The organism is Faecalibacterium sp. 3 (genome assembly GCF_048323735.1).
In the GTDB taxonomy this organism is placed as follows: Bacteria; Bacillota; Clostridia; order Oscillospirales; family Ruminococcaceae; genus Faecalibacterium; species Faecalibacterium wellingii.
This window is the reverse complement of record NZ_JBLWFN010000001.1, coordinates 2,329,361-2,344,842: the sequence shown is the minus strand read 5'-3', so window position 1 is coordinate 2,344,842 and position 15,482 is coordinate 2,329,361. Positions and strand designations below refer to the sequence as shown.

Genomic DNA, 15,482 nt, shown 5'->3' with positions numbered 1-15,482 from the left:
AAGCACCTCCTTTAATGCGCTCCGAGGACGGATTTCGTCACGGAGCTGGTTTTGAACAGGCTGAAACAGAGCAGAACAGTGTAGCCCACAATGCTCCAAATGGAGTTGATGGCATCCCCGGAAATTGCCACGCTCTGGATCAGCACCGCATAAATTGCCACGCAGATGAGGATGAGAAAGCCCTGAAAGCCCAATGCGAACAGGCATTTCAGGTAGTTCTGCCCCATGTGCGATTGCTCGTGGTTGCCGAAGGTCGCCATGGGGATGGGTGCAAGGCTCACCATGCAGTAGATTTCAATCATACGCCCGTAGACGATCACAAAAATGATGATGCTCAATATCCGCATGGTGATGCCGATGAAGAAGGATTGCAAAAACAGCCCGAACAGGGGGCCTACATCCATCTGCATCAGGCTGGCTTCCAGCATCGACAAGCCAATATCGTTGACACGGGTGTTTCCGGCGATGATGCCGCTGGAATCGGACACTACCTTCTGGGTGATGTCGAACACCGCCATCACAATATCGAAGGTGTTGCTGATGAGCCACACCGAAACAGCGGTCTTAAAAATCCAGCGCATGATGAGGGCAGGCTCAAACTGCGCCATGTTGTTGTGCTGGGTGATCATTTCGATGAGTTCATAACAGGCGATGAAGGTCAGGATGATGCCTGCAATGGGCAGTACCACGTTCCGGGAGAGGGCTTCGATCATGGCGAACACTCTCGGCTCAAAGCTGGAGGGCTTGGTGCCCACCTGCTGGGCGATGTTGCCTACTTGGGTGTTCACATCGTCAAACAGGCCGGAAAGGTTTGACATAATGCCTGCCGTCAGGATGCCTTTGATCCAGTCGGCAATGGCTTTAAGAACGGTTTCCATTCAGCAGTCACCGTCCTTAGCTGAAATGGTTGATAAGGGTCTTGAGCAGGTTCAGGAGAAAAATAATGTGGGTCAAAAACTGCATAATAGCACCGCCTTTCGTTGATGGGTGGAGATTCGTACCACAATGCGTTCCTTATTATAATAGGGGCTGTTATCCACAGCAGAGATGGAGCGATTGCGTATGTACAGGCGGGAAACCCCGCCTGCGGCTCTTAGCCGAACAGACCAGACAGCAGAGGAATCAGGGTAATGCCCACCAGAGCAACGCCGCCGCCAGCCATGAGCTGCTTCATGCCCTGAGACTTGGAGCCGGGATTGTCGTTACCGTAACCTTCCAGCAGGTTGATGGCACCCCAAACGCCGAGACCGGCACCCAGAGCGACAACCAGAGTCTGAAGAACTTCGATAGCAGAGTTAAAGAATTCCATAGTCGTTTCTCCTTTATAAATGAAAGTTGCAGACCGTCCGTACACACCTGAAGCTGCATATTAAAACCGTAAACTGCGGTGAAAGTGGGCTTGCTGGTGTACCTCTCTGGTCAGGATAAAATAAAACCGCCTACCGGGTCAGGCAGACGGGAGCGAATCAGCGTCCACCACGATGAACTCATCACCGGGGTGGATTTTTTCTTTTCGGTTCAGATATTTTTCAATATCAAAGGTGTTTTTGGGGTCGTAGTCCGAGGTCAACTTGTAGTTGGGGTGCTGGGTCAGGTCGTACTTGTCAGAAAGAAACGGTCTGACGCCACGCAACTGCAAAATGCACTTGCCGCCGTCCAGCACCGCCAGCTCGTCCCGGCTCAATAATTCGTGACCCATCTTCTGGAACGTAGTGCCGTAACTGGGGCTGTTGCCACGGGTATCCGAGGTGTTGAAGGCATCAATGGTCTCCTTGCCCAGCATCTCGGACAGGTCTTTCAGGGTGGTAGGTTCACTGCCGCCCAGAAATATCTGGCTATCCATGTTGCCTACAATGGTATCTGCATTGTCCTTGTAGATGGCTTTCAACTGGCTTCTCGCCTGCAAAACAAGGCAGGCAGAGATCTCACGGCTGCGGATGGTCGCCACCAATTTTTCCAAATTAGGGATCTGCCCGATGTTGGCACACTCGTCGATCAGGCACCGCACATGGATGGGTAGCTTGCCGCCGTACACATCATCTGCCTTGTCGCACAGCAGATTGAAAAGCTGGGTGTAGACCATCGAAATCAGGAAGTTGAAGGTGCTGTCCGTGTCCGACATGATGAGGAACAACGCCGTTTTCTTATCGCCCAGCGTGTCCAGTTGCAGTTCATCGTACATTGTGAGGTCACGCAGTTCTTGGATGTCGAAGGGCGCAAGCCTAGCACCGCAGGAAATGAGGATGGACTTTGCCGTTTTGCCGGCAGCTAATTTGTAGAGCTTGTACTGGCGCCCGGCAAAGCTATTGGGCTTCTTTTTTGCCAGTTCTTCAAACAGCAAGTCCACAGGGTTCTGGTATTCCTCGTCATCCTCCAGCACCTGCATGGTGTTCAGCATTTCCAGCAGAGTAGCAAAGTTTTGCTCCTCCACCGGGGCTTCATAGTGCAGATAAGCGATCAGGGCGGTGAGCAAAAGACGTTCGCTTTTCTCCCAAAATGGGTCCCCGCCGCTGCCCTCGCCCTTGGTGTTGGTCATCAGGGTTGTGACCAGTTTCAGAATGTCCTTTTCGCTGTGGACATAGGCGAAGGGGTTGTAGTGCATCGACTTTTTGAAGTTTATGGTGTTCAGAATCTTGACCTTGTAGCCGTTCTTCAACATTGCGTTGCCACATTCAAGCACGATAGTTCCTTTCGGATCGGTGACTACATAGGAACTGTGACATTGTAAAAGGTTGGGCTTGAGCCAAAACCGGGTCTTACCGCTGCCGGAGCCGCCCACCACCAGCACGTTTTTGTTCCGGGCGTTTTTGGGGTCTGGTGGGCGGTTGGACATCATCAGCCGTTCCGTTTTGGTCAGGATAATGTTGTCGGCAAACTTGGGAGCCATGAACGGCTCAATGTCCTTGGGGGTGCCCCACCGGGCAGAGCCGTACTCCATGCCATGGCGGTACTTCTTGGCGTTTTTGCCACGCAGATAGACCGCCAGTCGTAACCCTGCACCGCAGCACAAGCCCACCAGCAGATCCAGAGGGTGCAGACTGGGCAGAGGATTTGCAAACGCCATCGGGATGGTGCCCATCATAGACATAATGCGTTCGCCCAGTTCCTTGCCCTCCGCAAGCCGCCATGCTTCGCCAAGATTGGTTGCTACCAGCCCCAGCAGGAGATAGGGCAGATACAGCGCCAGCAGTTTTGTCGGCTTTTTCGTGGTCACAGTCCGCGCTCCTGTTCCTTGTGCCGGACTTTGCCGGGAAGTTCTGCCGCCGCCTGCACCAGTTCATGCAGTTTTGCCAGCACCGAGGGGCGTTTGTCCTTGTTCAGCAAAGATGCCGAATACTCCTTGAACGCCGAGTTGAATGCTTCTGCGTCCGGGGCTTTGAAAAAGACCAGATACCGGGGCGGCACCTCGGAGGTGTCCTTGCGGATGGCGTAGTCGATGCCGTACTTTTTGGCATAGCGTTCCAGACCACGGATGCCGGTCTTGCTGATCTCCACGCTGGACACGCCCCGGTTTTGCCGCAGAAGAGTGCGGACGCTCTGCTTACCTTGGGATGCCTTGGACTGGTACAGCCGAAACGCCGCTTTAACTGCCCGCAGGACAGTCCGGGCAGACAGCTTCGTGGTGGAGATCATAATGTTGAATGATTTCTGTTCGATTTCTTCCTGCACTGCCATCACCTCCCGTGCAGCAGGGTGATTTTAGCGGTCATGCTCTGCCGGGGGCTTGGTGCGGGGCTTTTCTGTGGGCGGTTCATCGGGCACCGGCAGCACCAGCAGACGGTTGCCCAGTTTCAGAAAGGCTTCCGGCTGATGAAAAAGCTGCTCGTACTTCTGCGCCAGTTCCGGGGTCAGGGATGCAAAATCCTCCTCGCCCAGCCCCACAACCAGAAAGGTTCCGGCAACGGCATCGTACATCTGCCCGTTCTCATCCCGAAGGGCACGGTTCAGGGGCAGTCCCATGAGATTGCCGTCATCGTTATAAACGATGGCAACCGGGTCGGCAAAGGGATAGCTTGCGCCGATGGAGCCGCCCACCGCCTGCTGCAAAGCCTTCAGGTCGTTATCGATCTCGACCTGCTGCGGATACTGTCCCGGTGCAATTTTCAGCACCGAAAGGGTATTCTCTTCCATGTGAATCCTCCTTTCCATTCAGCCCGATTTCGCCGCTCCGTGCCGCCTGCATCAAAACCGCCACGAAGAAACCGAAAAAGGCACCAGCCTCAAAAAATGCGATACCGATAAAAAAGTTCAGCATGACACACCTCAGTCGATGCAGATGCAGGGCAACTTCTGGTCGTCTGCCATCAGGGTGATGCTGTGGCTTGCCAGATACTTCTGGAACAGGTAGACCTCATCAATGGTCAGCGAGATGACCTCGCCGTCCATGTTGGTGCGGACCAGAATCACCGGGCCGGTCAGGTAGTGCTTGCCGCCCATCTTCAGCACCTGCGCCGGATTGTAGCAGAGCAGCAGCGAGGTATTGGGAAGGTTCAAGCAGGCATCGTCCTCGTCAAAGCAGGGCAGGATGTCGGGAGCCTCGTCCAGCGTGATGACGGTCAGCTCCATATCCGGGGCAATGGCTGCGAGGTAGACCTCGCCGCCCCGGTTTGCCGCCAGTGCAGCGCAGATACGCACGTCAATGGTGATTTTCTCGGAGCGAATGGTACTGGCGTTATTTTTCATAGGCTTTTTCTCCTTTGTTTGCAAAAGAAAAAGACCCCATCGGGTCTTTCGTTACGGTATAAGTCAGCGTTCATTCTGCCGCTGCTGTTTGCGCTGCCATTGTTCCAGCAGCTTGATGATGGTGTCCTCCATCTGTTTCGGGGTGTAGCTGCGAGGAAAATATTTCCGCAGGGTGTCATTTTTGATGACCACCTTGTCCAGCTCGTCCTTTTTCTCTTCTCCCATGACCGCAAAGGCAACGTCATACGAGAAGTGCCCTTCCTGTGCCAGCTTTTTGAGCCGCTGCGCTTGGGAAAGGGACGGTGCATTCTGGGTGTCGTTCATTGCCTCTAAAAAATCCCGCTGTTGGGCTTCGTCCAGATAGGACAACTCCACAGCGGGATTGAATGCAATTTTCTTTTCGTCTACCATGTCCAGCAGTTCCGGGACAAGGTTGGTCAAGCGGATATAGCGGAAAATTTGATTCTTACTAGTTCCGAGTTCTTCAGCCATCTCCTCACTAGATAGTGTACCGAAATTATTCCCAACTTGGGAATAATTATCTTGCGTAGGACGTCCTGCCTGATGCTTCATGGCTTCCAGCTTCATCTTGTAAGCGAAAGCCCTCTCGCTTGGCAAGATGGTTTCGCGTTGAAGATTGCTGTCTACCATGAGCAAAACAGCGGCATCATCATCCATATTGCGGACAATGACCGGCAGGGTGTCCAGTCCGGCAAGCTGTGCAGCGTGCTGACGGCGGTGCCCGGAGATGATTTCATAGCCACCCTCCGGGCGTGGGCGGGCGATCAGCGGAGACAACACGCCGTACTGCTCTACGCTTTCCACCGTGCGCTGCATGGACTCGTCATCCAAGACCTTAAAGGGATGGTCTTTGAAGGGGAACAGTTCTCCAATGGGAATCTGCTGCACCTGCTCCCGCTGCTGTTCCTGTCGGGATTCTTCCGTGGAGAAAATGTCATCTGCCCCTTTCAGCGACACGCTTAAGCTGCTTTTCGGCATTCGCCAGCACCTCCTTCGTCAGAGATTGGTAGGCTTCTGCCACCTTACCTTTGGGGTCGTGCTGGAAAATGCTTTTGCCCACTGCACTGATTTCCGCAGCACGGACAGACCGGGGAATGGTCTGGTCGAACACCTTGATCTTGCTGCCGTAAGCACCCCGAATCAGGTTGTCGATCTGCTGCCCATAGTTGGTGCGGCTATCTGTCATAGTCAGCAGGATGCCCTCGATTTTCAGTTTCGGGTTGATCTGCCGTCGGACCTTCTGCACGGTCTGCAAAAGCTGTTCCAAGCCTTTCGCAGACAGGTACTGCGCCTGCACCGGAATCAGGGTGGTGTCCGCCGCTGCCAGTGCATTGACGGTCAGCATCCCAAGGGAAGGGGTGCAGTCCAGCAGAATGAAATCGTATTCGCGCTTTGCTCCTTCCAGCACCTGCTTGAGCATCTTTTCCCGGTTCATGCAGTTGACGAGAGACACTTCCAGCCCTGCCAGTTCGATGTTCGCCGGAATCAGGTCAACGCCCTCTGCATGGTGCAGGATGCCTTCACCGGGCGGAATGCTCTGGTCATTCATGGCTTTTGCCATCAGGGTGGAAAGGGTAGTGGGCAGTTCATCGGGCTGCTGCCAGCCCATGCTGATGGTCAAGCTGCCCTGCGGGTCAGCGTCCACCAACAGGACTTTCTTGCCCTCCATCGCCAGCCCGATGCCAAGATTTTCACAGGTGGTGGTCTTGCCGGTGCCGCCTTTCTGGTTGACGATGGCAATTGTGGTTGCTTTCTTTGAAATTTTCATCACCTCCGCATCGCTAAGTCGTGGTTGGTTTGGTTCTGGTAGGAAAGCTGCATCGTGGTGGGTGCGTTGTACAGAGAAGCGAGCAGATATTGTTTCATGTTACGGATCGGATTGCTGTTCTCTGCAAGGCACTTCAGCACAAAGCGGATATGGTCGGCGTTCAGCTTCATAAACCGGCTGCGTACCACATCGGCGGGTTTGTCGTCCCCGGCAATGTGCAGTAGCTTACGGTTGGTAGCGCAGGTATCCACCAGCAAATCTACGATCTGATAGATGGTATCCTCATCGTCCGGGCAGAGCCGGAGCAGAAGGTCTACCTCCAAAGACTGAGAAAAATATTCTTCCAGTTGGGTGCGTTTGCTCATCCCATCCGATTCTTCAGAATAGAAAGAATCAGTCTCACTCATTTCAGTATCATTCTCTTTAGTCTTATTACATCGTGATTTTGCAGGGTCTTGACTTGCGTTTTTGAAGCCTCCAGAATCGTGAAAATCACGATTCTGGAATATTGATTTAGACGATTCTGCCGAAAAGTTCTTCACATACACCAAACTTGGCTTTCCCAGACCTCTGCGTTTTCGTTCAATCAGACCAAACTTTTCGAGTTCCCGGAGCAGCTTGGTCGCTTTGTTGTCTGCGCAACACAACGCCCTCTTGACATCCTCTATCGTGAAGATAATGAACACCCGGTTCTGCTTGTCCAGCCAGCCGTTTTTCACAGACAGGCTCATGCGGTCAAGCAGGATGCCGTACAGCGTTTTGGCATCGGTGGACAGATTTTGAAACCGCTGCTCCTGAAAAAGAGCCTTTGGAATGCGGTAGAACGAAAACAGCTCTCCGGCCTGTCCGTAAAAGTAGTCAAGGGTCATACAATTCTGTCAAGGATGAAAAAACAACGATGGTTCATTGACATGGTTGACAAATCCTCCTTATAGATAATTCGTGCAAACAAAAAGCGCAACTTCGATTGATGAAAATCGAAATTGCGCGATGTAACTTAGCCGGGGGAGAAAGGTCATTTGTCAGGTTCGTTTGACCACAATTTGACCACAAAAGGAATGAAACGTCTTGACATCCAATGAAACAGAATGGTATAATGCATTTGAAATTTAACGATACTGAGTCTAGGCAGTATCGGATTGTACATTGTGTTTTCGAGAGAAGCACAATGGGGTTCAAGAGGCCGTGAGTTCGATTCTCGCCACTCGGACCAAACAAAAATAATCCGAACTTGTTTCCGATAGGAGATGGGTTCGGATTATTTGTTTTCTTCGGAAAATTAGCGTTTGCGAAGCAATGAAAGTCCCAGTGGGGCTTTTAAGCGACGGAACGGTCTGCGTTAGCAGATGGAGGGGCTTTGCCCCGACAAGTTCCATGCAGGTGTCCGTGGAAGATAAAATCCGAAATCATAGATTGACCGATATAAACCACAACATGATTTCAGGAGGATACGAACATGAAGTACGATGCAAGAGTTTGCCATTTCAACATGGACACCAGCTGCGTGGAGCTGCTGCTCCAGGATGGGAGTAAAATTTCAATTGACTGTACCGGGGTTGAGGATGCGTTGAATGTGACCATGGCGCAGAGGTCGGAGTTGGACTACCTCATCTACAATGACCCGCTTGGCTATAGATTCCATCGGCTTGTAGGCCATCGGGCTTTCGTCCAACGTATTCCGGTTGACAGAAGTGGTATAGATGCCTTTCATCTCTTTCTTGTACTGTGACAAGGTAAAACTTACTGTGACAAGGTAAAACTGCTCCGGGCAGCGGCGCGGCTCATTAGGCGGCCTGCATCGTGGGGAGCAGATTCGTTCCAGTCCTGATTGCCCTTTCCGATGCAGAGCAGACAGCCATCCCGCATATTCATCGGGATAATAAGCTTTTCGCCTTCTTTTGCAGACACTGCCCCTTTGCGCAGAATCATCGAATCAAGGTCGATGTAGTTGTGAATCGTGGAGATGGTTTCTTCCACATCCAGCTTCATGCCCTTGATGATGTCGTTGGCAATAGCACGGCGGTTCAGTTCAGCAAATGCCTGCGTAATACGCATATCATGCAGATAATCGTCCATTAAGCTGCCCGTGGCATACGCCAATTCAAAAGGTGTTTCCTCTGGGCACTGGTGAAATGCTTCGTTCTGGTAAAACGAAGCCACCTTTACGCCAAGCCGCCGACTGCCAGAATGGATGATTAGCCAGAAATCGCCGTTTTGGGTTTTGTCTACTTCGATAAAATGGTTTCCGCCGCCCAGCGTTCCCACAGCACAGAGTGCCTTGTCTTTTTGGACATGGCGCAGACAGTGCAGGGAGTCCAGACTTGCCCGTTCTGCAAAATGGTGCTGTGCATTTCGCGCACTTTTACCGGAAGGGATGCTGTCCCAAATCAGCTTGTCCAGCTTTTGAAGCTCCAGACGCTTTGCCCGGAACCTGACAGCCAACATCCCACAACCAATATGGAGCCTTTGGGCAGATGGTATTCCCCGATGCGTCGCTCCAGAATAAGGGAGTAGAACGCTTTCTGAACTTCCTGCGAGCATGCGTTCAACTCATCCAGAAACAGACAATAAGGCTCTTCTCGTGCGATCATCCGGGGCGGGCAAAACACACTGCGCCCGTCCACGATCTGCGGCACACCAATGATATCTTCCGGTGCAAGTTGGCTGCCCAGCAGAGAAACACAGGGCAACCCCATATCTTCGGCAAACTGCTCCACGATGGCAGATTTGCCGATGCCGGGTGCGCCCCAGATAAAGACCGGGCGCACGAGGCCGACATTCAATAAAATATCCAGAAGCTGCTTCTGGTTGACCGAAACTGTGAGATTCAAGGCGATTTATCCTCCGTGATGCGACGAATGACGATTCCTGTATAATTCAAAGATTTCATCTTCCGCGCCCCTTTCCATTTGTTTGAACACAGTATAACAAAGCAGGATGACAGATTCTGCCATCCTGCTTCGGCTTTTTGTTGAGTTTTGCGGTTTAGTAGTCCTTCAAGGCTTCGCAGATCTGAGGGCGAACTTCCACCCCGAACCGGAGGCACAGAGTCTTGACCATCCGGACATAGATTTGCTTGGCCGGTTCCCACTGACGGTTTTCCAGTGCCGTACAGCTGGGGCGGATGTAGTCTTCCCACAAGGACTGATACAGTGCGTCAGGATCCGGAGTGTGATCGATGGCCTGCACCAGCAGCGGCCCCACGCGGTAATATTCCCGGACGATGGCTTCACCCTGTGGCGTGGATTGCAGCTTGTTGTCCCGGAACCAGCGCAGCAGGTTCAGCTCGCGGCAGTCATCCCCGGCGTGCAGTGCACGACAGGTGGCCGTTGTGATAAAGCAGCCACTGTCGTGAGTCTGGTAGTTGGACGTTGTGCGTTTGTAGCTGTTTTTCTCCTGATAGGCGGTAGTCTGTTCTTCTTTTTCTTTTGCATCTGCCTGATAGCACGCACGCAGGGAAGGCTGCAGGGATGGGTTCTTGAAGCCTTTGAGGGCGGCCAGCTGATAATAGCGTATGGCCTGCTCCGTATTCTGGGCGACACCATAGCCGTGATGGTACATACATCCCTTGCAGAAATTAGAAACGCCGGTGTCGATGCCGGAAAGCAGGCACATGGCCTCGGAATAGGATTCGCCCAAGCAGAACAGCACCACACCAAGAATCTCGCTGTTGTGCAGTGACTGATGGCTGCGTTCCTCGATGAGATAGTGGCACAGGGAACAGAGAACCTTTCCGTTCTCTGCATATTTTTTTCTGGCAGCATCGGTCAGGCTGGTCGAGCCGATCCGCTTGGCGGTGGAAAAACCAGAATCATACAGCTTGTCCACGATGAACTGGACGGCGGGTAGATATCCTTTGACTGCGGCCAGCTTATAATAAGCGAATCCCGGATCGGCCAGATCGGAGTATGTTACACAGCGCGGGGTGCTCCGTTGAGCCATTGCCACGCAGGCTTCCGGCAGCAGACCGTTGACCAGCACGGAAAGATCAATGGAAGAGGGAGCGCAGTTGTAGAGCTGCAACAGCTTTTCTCCGGCGGGCAGATATCCCCGCTGGAAGCTTTCGGTCAGGGCCGAGGTGACGTCTTCTGGGAACGTGGCAATCAGGCTTTTTGCGTAATATTCCCGGCCAGAGGAAAGCCGATTCGGCTTCAACAGGTCCACATACTGGCGCAACGTTGCGCGAGACAGACTGTCCGGGTTCTGAAGTTCCAGCAGCATCCGGGCCTTTTCCCACTCGCCGGGGCCTACCGTGACGACTGGAGCACTGACGGGTTTTCCAGCCTTCTTTTTCAGGTAGGCCTGTACCAGCGGAAGCTCCGGATATTCCAGTGTACGCAGGCTGGCTTCGATCTTCTGCCCGAAACGGGTCTTTTCTCGCTCTTCGGTAAAGAAAATCTCGAACACAGCATCCCACACACGGCGGGGCACCTCTTTCCCGCTGGAAGAGAGATCCCGCAGATCCTTTTCGTTTTCCGTCAGGCAGGTGTGAATCGTTTCCAGAACAGGCTGCAGGGCGTTCCACTCGTTGTTCAGCTGGTCTCCGGCCTCTTTGGCCGACTGTCGGAGCTGCGGCAGGGCATCGTTCTGTTTCTCGCCCAGCCGCACGATGTCATCGGTGATCTGTCGGACGACTTCCTGCATTTCATTGCTGCTGCGCAGATAATAGCATTCCATCTGCGTAAAGAGTGCCTGAAAACGGTATTGGAAGCCGTACAGAATCGGGTGGATGGTGCTCAGACAGGGAACCAGCATCGCCCAGTCCATGCGGGGACAATGGCAGAGTGCCGGGTGGGCTTTCAGTGCGGGAACCAGCTCCGGTTTACAGGTGACCGCGTCAAAATGATCCAGTCCGCGCTTGGAAGCGGTCTGGAAGCCGCGGGAATTAAGACAGGCGATCTTTCGGCTCACCGCGCCCCCGAACAGCTGCTCTGCCCGGTGGTAGACGTTATCGAAAATAAGCGAAACGTTTTTGACCGCCAGCGGGGTGCGCAGCAGAAAGACTTGGACGATCTTGTTGAGAGCCACGCGGTTCTTGCCGCTTTCGGTCAGGAGCAGTTCATATTCGGCGGGGGACAGGGCAACATGCCGGTTGGCATAGTTCAGAACTTCCAGCTGATCCTCTTCGCTGTCCACGATCAGAAATGGAATCTGTGTCTGGAGCCGGAGCAGCGGGGCAATGTCTGCCCAGTGCAGGAATGCGCGCCGGAAAGGCTCAAAGAGAGTGTTGGTGTGGTAGTCCGAGATCAGCAGGCAGCCGGTGCCGGCCAGCTCGGGGCAGAGGTACAGGGGTTCCATCTCGTCCAGCAGACCCTCAGCCTTTTTTTGCAGGGCGGGCGCATCGGGATAGCGGGAGGCTTTGAGCTGTGTGGTCAGGTCGGTATGGACCAGAGCGTACAGCTTTTCGTAGTGCTCCCACGACCCGGTAGTGGTCTCTGCGCGCTCCTCCTGCATGATCCGAGCCAGAACGGCTAGATAGGCTGTGGTATTATCCATGTTGATCCTCCGACTGAATGTAGCTTGCGATCTCATGATTTATCTGTGTCACGAGATTATCATAGCGCTTGAGCAGCTTCCTTAACTGCGTGTACTTTTGCTGTGTTCTGCCCCACAGCTCCACCAGCGAGCGGATCTGCATCACCTGCCGGGAGCGGGTGATACCCCCAAACAAGTCCCGCGCTGTGTGCCCGGTCGTGTCGATGGCACGGACAAGGTTCTGGCGCAGCTGGTCTTCCAGTTTCTGGAACGCAGTGAACAGATCATTGCTGCGCACGGAATCCTGCAGGACATACTGGAAGAACACCGGGATCAGATTACCGCAGTACTCTTGGTTCTGATTAGAGGAATAGGCCGTGACCCCGAAGCATGGGATGGCAGTCCGGACCATTGTCTGCCGGGCAAGATTCAAGATTTCATGGATTTCATGCTCCGGTTTCAGATCGGCTTTGGTGAAAACAACCAGAATTTTGGTCTGAAAATGCAGCGAGGCCAGAAAATCGAGGTCATCCTGGTTCAACCCGCCGTTGTCGATATCCACCAGCCAGATCAGATAATCGGAAGCGCGGAGCTGTTCAAAGGCGCGCTGTCGGTCAGAGAGAGTCATCTTGGAAAGGCTCTTCTCATCGTATTTCGTATAGCCCGGCGTGTCCAGCAAGGCGATTCCTTCCGGCAGGATGAACGAACTGGATTCTGCAATAATGCAGTCCAGAAAAGCCGAAAACCCGATGCCATAGGTATCGTAGAATTCGTGGGTCAACGCGCCCATGGACTGTGTGGTCAGCGGGGTGCTATAGCCGTAGATGCTGTTGGCGGAAAGCGTATCATGGTCGGCTTTGATGATGTAAGTGGGGACAGAAGTGGTGGGTTTCTGGTCAACCGGGAGCAAGTCTTGAATGCCGGAAATGGCGTTGATGAAGCGGGACTTTCCGGCACTGAATTTGCCGCCGAAGCTGACCACAGCCTTATTCTGGAGTTTCCGGATCTTCTGAATCTCGGTCAGCCGGGCACACAGGTTCAGGAATTGCTCGTACAGTTCCAGCTCGTTGTCCAGCGAAATCTCTGAAAACAAGGCAAACAGTTGCGCCACCATGGACTTGATTCGGTGGACGGGCGGCTGCTTTTCGTTGCGGATCAGCTCCGACAGCAACCGGACGGCCTGACTGCTGTCGGAAATGTACATGTTGGGTTCGGGCACTTTTACACCCTGAAAAAGCGTGCTCAGGTCGGGCTCGTCTTCGTCAATAATAAATGGCACGGTGTCACACCTTTCTTATGGTTTCCGCAGGCGGGGAACAGAACCCGTCAGTGGGAGCTGTCGGTCTGTGCCAGCTGTTTTTTCATCTGCTGGATCGTTTTGTCAAACTGCTGATAGGCAGCAAGGTAGGTCTCGCGCTCCTGAATCTGCCCCTGAAGCTTTTCCAGCTCGCTGCAGAGCAGCTCCTGAATCCGGTCGGCAAAGGTTACGGCCTGCTTGTTCAGCATGTTGGCGGCCATCTGCAGCGCGGCGGTCAACTGCTGGCCCATGTCTTGGTCAATTTCGTTCAGCAGTCGGGTCTGAAGAGATTTCAGCTTGTGGATGTCGTCGTTTTCCGCATAGCCGGAAGGAAACTGACTTTCGACCTTGTCGATGTAGGTTGTGTAGTCGAACCGGATCTCCGGACTGGAAAGCTCGTTCAGCACATTCTGGAGCGGCAGCCGGATGTCGTCCTCGTCAAACTCCATGTCGCTCTTCCGGAAAGCATCCAGAACCACCTCGACAATGCGGTGGGAGAGCTGCTCCCGGTTGAAGACATACTGGAATTCCTGATTGATCGTGTTCTGGCAGGTGGAGGCGTGGTGCTCAAGGTTGGTCACGACCTCCGAAACATCAACCCGGTTGTTCGTGACCGTATAGGAGTAGTGCTCTTTTATTAAACCGAAAAGGCCTGTGCCTTCGACACCGTGATGTTCCTCGGAACTGGTCTGTACGTCCAGCCGCTGGTGGTTCTGCTGTTCCAGTGTGAGCTGCGGTAGCAGCTGGTTGACTTTATTTTTGCAGCCGATGGCAGCACCGTCAAAAATATACATCAGCTTGCCGCGGGAGGACTCCATGACCTGTTGAATCGCTTCGGTACGCTGCAGAAGCTGCTCAGAGGTAGAATTTTTCAGGGTGGTGCGGCTGGAGGACAGCTCCTGCTGGATCTTATCCAGTGCGCGCAGATGGTTTATCTGTGCGGTTTCCAGCAGGGTATTGTTTCTGCCATGGATGATTTCTGCCTTCTGCTGTCGCACGGCTTCCAGCGTCTTCAGGACCTTGTTGATGCCGCCGATGGATGACAGCAGAGTCTCGTCAAAGTCCGGGAAGTTGCTGTGCAGATTCTGCAAAACAAGGTTCTCTGCCGGACTCAGCGGCTGATGCTGCTTCTGCTTGCGGGCCATGGAAGAGCAGGTGGAGGAGACGAACAGCAAATCGCTTTCGCTGATCTTTTCCATGATGCCGGCCCGGCGGGGATTGTTACGCATGGCCTGCTGCATGGTGTTACGGAACTGACCCTTGTAACTGTTCAGTGCGTGTTGAGAGGCAACAGCAAAACTGCCTTTCGGCTCGTTCAGCAGGCCGGAATCCAGTTTGCTGCCCACCACGATCACCTTCCGCACGCCGTTGTCCGGCAGACCGTTGGCCATCAGGCCGACCGTGTTGGCGTCCATGAACTGGCTGCACGGGGACAGCAGGATCACGACGTCGCAGGCGCGCAGAAACTGCCGTGTGGCATAGCTGCGGGAGACGATAGGGTCATTCAGGCCCGGGGTATCCACGATCTCCAGATCCTCCAGCTCAGGGAGATTCACTTCCAGCTCGACATAGTTCACGATGGGTGTGAACCGGCCGCGTGCGCCAACGTAATCCTGCAGCTTGGCCATGATGTCACCGTCCAGCACGTCCGCATCCCCCAGATGTTCCAGGATGGCAGAGTTCGAGCCGACCATCTGGGTCAGCTCTTTGGCGCTTTTCAGCACCTCGGAGACATCCTGCTGGAAGAGTGTGCGCTCAAACACTTGCTTGGAGCACACGCCCTCTGTGCTGTCCGCGTGGGACCTGTCATAGATTTTGCAATAGTTGCTGTATTTAGTGTTCAGTTGCTCCTCGTATTTCTGCGCGTTGTCCTCGATTTTTTCCCAGTCCTTCCGCTCATAGAAATGCACTGTTGCCTGCGGCGTCTCGGAATAGCGGATGCGGGTCAGGGCGGCGGTCATGGGGGTGGCCGCCTTGGGCAGAACGTCCTTGCCGCCAAAGATACAGGCGTTCAGAAAGGAGGATTTTCCGGCCTTCATGGCACCCACGATACCGATGCTCAGCTTGCGGGCATCCTGCTGGGCGCGCTGGATCTCAGTTTCCAGCGTTGTGGTGACGGACTGAAAATCAAGGAACTTGCCCTCGTCGAACAACTCCTGATGTTCGCTCAGGGTCTGTTCTATCTGCCGGGCCTGCTGAAGATACGCATTTGCTTTTGCTGGATCAAATCCCATAATT

General features: G+C 53.7%; 15 protein-coding genes. 1 reads left to right on the top strand and 14 read right to left on the bottom strand.

Annotated features, from left to right (window positions below):
- Positions 1-11: 11 nt before the first annotated feature.
- From ACNSPV_RS11150 to ACNSPV_RS11110, 9 genes are all read right to left on the bottom strand, one after another.
- Complete coding sequence (locus ACNSPV_RS11150) at positions 12-878, bottom strand: VirB6/TrbL-like conjugal transfer protein, CD1112 family (protein ID WP_097839649.1); 867 nt, start codon at positions 876-878, stop codon at positions 12-14.
- 215 nt (positions 879-1,093) lie between these two features.
- A complete protein-coding gene (locus ACNSPV_RS11145; RefSeq protein ID WP_055186938.1) occupies positions 1,094-1,309 on the bottom strand; it encodes a Maff2 family mobile element protein in 216 nt (71 codons plus the stop codon).
- Positions 1,310-1,447: 138 nt separating this feature from the next.
- Positions 1,448-3,214 carry a VirD4-like conjugal transfer protein, CD1115 family gene (locus tag ACNSPV_RS11140; protein ID WP_348583379.1) on the bottom strand — a complete coding sequence of 589 codons (1,767 nt, stop codon included), beginning with the start codon at positions 3,212-3,214 and terminating at the stop codon, positions 1,448-1,450.
- Positions 3,211-3,669 (bottom strand): PcfB family protein, encoded by a 459-nt coding sequence (locus tag ACNSPV_RS11135; RefSeq protein WP_097785568.1) that lies wholly within the window; start codon positions 3,667-3,669, stop codon positions 3,211-3,213. Before ACNSPV_RS11135 ends, ACNSPV_RS11140 begins: the two co-directional genes overlap by 4 nt.
- 30 nt (positions 3,670-3,699) lie before the next feature.
- Entirely contained in the window at positions 3,700-4,137 is a 438-nt protein-coding gene (locus ACNSPV_RS11130) for a DUF3846 domain-containing protein (RefSeq protein WP_348585188.1), read from the bottom strand.
- Positions 4,138-4,263: 126 nt separating this feature from the next.
- A complete protein-coding gene (locus tag ACNSPV_RS11125) occupies positions 4,264-4,683 on the bottom strand; it encodes a hypothetical protein (protein WP_348583381.1) in 420 nt (139 codons plus the stop codon).
- A gap of 63 nt (positions 4,684-4,746) precedes the next feature.
- Positions 4,747-5,682, bottom strand: a complete 936-nt coding sequence (locus ACNSPV_RS11120) for a ParB/RepB/Spo0J family partition protein (protein ID WP_348583382.1) — start codon at positions 5,680-5,682, stop codon at positions 4,747-4,749.
- The gene (locus tag ACNSPV_RS11115; RefSeq protein WP_348583383.1) at positions 5,639-6,472 is read right to left on the bottom strand and encodes a ParA family protein; all 834 of its coding nucleotides are present in this window, start codon (positions 6,470-6,472) and stop codon (positions 5,639-5,641) included. The genes ACNSPV_RS11120 and ACNSPV_RS11115 overlap by 44 nt, the downstream gene beginning before the upstream one ends.
- Positions 6,472-7,341 (bottom strand): DUF6017 domain-containing protein, encoded by an 870-nt coding sequence (locus tag ACNSPV_RS11110; protein WP_348583384.1) that lies wholly within the window; start codon positions 7,339-7,341, stop codon positions 6,472-6,474. Before ACNSPV_RS11110 ends, ACNSPV_RS11115 begins: the two co-directional genes overlap by 1 nt.
- Positions 7,342-7,928: 587 nt before the next feature.
- Here ACNSPV_RS11110 and ACNSPV_RS11105 point away from each other — a divergent pair.
- A complete protein-coding gene (locus ACNSPV_RS11105) occupies positions 7,929-8,201 on the top strand; it encodes a DUF6061 family protein (RefSeq protein WP_348583385.1) in 273 nt (90 codons plus the stop codon).
- Positions 8,202-8,212: 11 nt separating this feature from the next.
- Here ACNSPV_RS11105 and ACNSPV_RS11100 read toward each other — a convergent pair whose 3' ends face one another.
- The 5 genes from ACNSPV_RS11100 to ACNSPV_RS11080 form a co-directional block, all read right to left on the bottom strand.
- Positions 8,213-8,917, bottom strand: a complete 705-nt coding sequence (locus ACNSPV_RS11100; RefSeq protein ID WP_348583386.1) for an RtcB family protein — start codon at positions 8,915-8,917, stop codon at positions 8,213-8,215.
- Complete coding sequence (locus ACNSPV_RS11095) at positions 8,860-9,303, bottom strand: MoxR family ATPase (protein WP_348583387.1); 444 nt, start codon at positions 9,301-9,303, stop codon at positions 8,860-8,862. Before ACNSPV_RS11095 ends, ACNSPV_RS11100 begins: the two co-directional genes overlap by 58 nt.
- A gap of 154 nt (positions 9,304-9,457) precedes the next feature.
- Positions 9,458-11,968 carry an SEL1-like repeat protein gene (locus ACNSPV_RS11090; protein WP_348583388.1) on the bottom strand — a complete coding sequence of 837 codons (2,511 nt, stop codon included), beginning with the start codon at positions 11,966-11,968 and terminating at the stop codon, positions 9,458-9,460.
- Positions 11,961-13,226, bottom strand: a complete 1,266-nt coding sequence (locus tag ACNSPV_RS11085) for a dynamin family protein (RefSeq protein ID WP_348583389.1) — start codon at positions 13,224-13,226, stop codon at positions 11,961-11,963. The genes ACNSPV_RS11090 and ACNSPV_RS11085 overlap by 8 nt, the downstream gene beginning before the upstream one ends.
- Positions 13,227-13,273: 47 nt before the next feature.
- Entirely contained in the window at positions 13,274-15,478 is a 2,205-nt protein-coding gene (locus ACNSPV_RS11080) for a dynamin family protein (RefSeq protein ID WP_348583390.1), read from the bottom strand.
- Positions 15,479-15,482: the final 4 nt, after the last annotated feature.

Bases quoted from the DNA above. Each gene is read 5' to 3' on its own strand.
- ACNSPV_RS11125 (WP_348583381.1), bottom strand. From the start codon at position 4,683: ATGAAAAATAACGCCAGTACCATTCGCTCCGAGAAAATCACCATTGAC.
- ACNSPV_RS11090 (WP_348583388.1), bottom strand. From the start codon at position 11,968: ATGGATAATACCACAGCCTATCTAGCCGTTCTGGCTCGGATCATGCAG.
- ACNSPV_RS11110 (WP_348583384.1), bottom strand. From the start codon at position 7,341: ATGACCCTTGACTACTTTTACGGACAGGCCGGAGAGCTGTTTTCGTTC.
- ACNSPV_RS11120 (WP_348583382.1), bottom strand. From the start codon at position 5,682: ATGCCGAAAAGCAGCTTAAGCGTGTCGCTGAAAGGGGCAGATGACATT.
- ACNSPV_RS11145 (WP_055186938.1), bottom strand. From the start codon at position 1,309: ATGGAATTCTTTAACTCTGCTATCGAAGTTCTTCAGACTCTGGTTGTC.
- ACNSPV_RS11080 (WP_348583390.1), bottom strand. From the start codon at position 15,478: ATGGGATTTGATCCAGCAAAAGCAAATGCGTATCTTCAGCAGGCCCGG.
- ACNSPV_RS11115 (WP_348583383.1), bottom strand. From the start codon at position 6,472: ATGAAAATTTCAAAGAAAGCAACCACAATTGCCATCGTCAACCAGAAA.
- ACNSPV_RS11150 (WP_097839649.1), bottom strand. From the start codon at position 878: ATGGAAACCGTTCTTAAAGCCATTGCCGACTGGATCAAAGGCATCCTG.
- ACNSPV_RS11105 (WP_348583385.1), top strand. From the start codon at position 7,929: ATGAAGTACGATGCAAGAGTTTGCCATTTCAACATGGACACCAGCTGC.
- ACNSPV_RS11100 (WP_348583386.1), bottom strand. From the start codon at position 8,917: ATGTTGGCTGTCAGGTTCCGGGCAAAGCGTCTGGAGCTTCAAAAGCTG.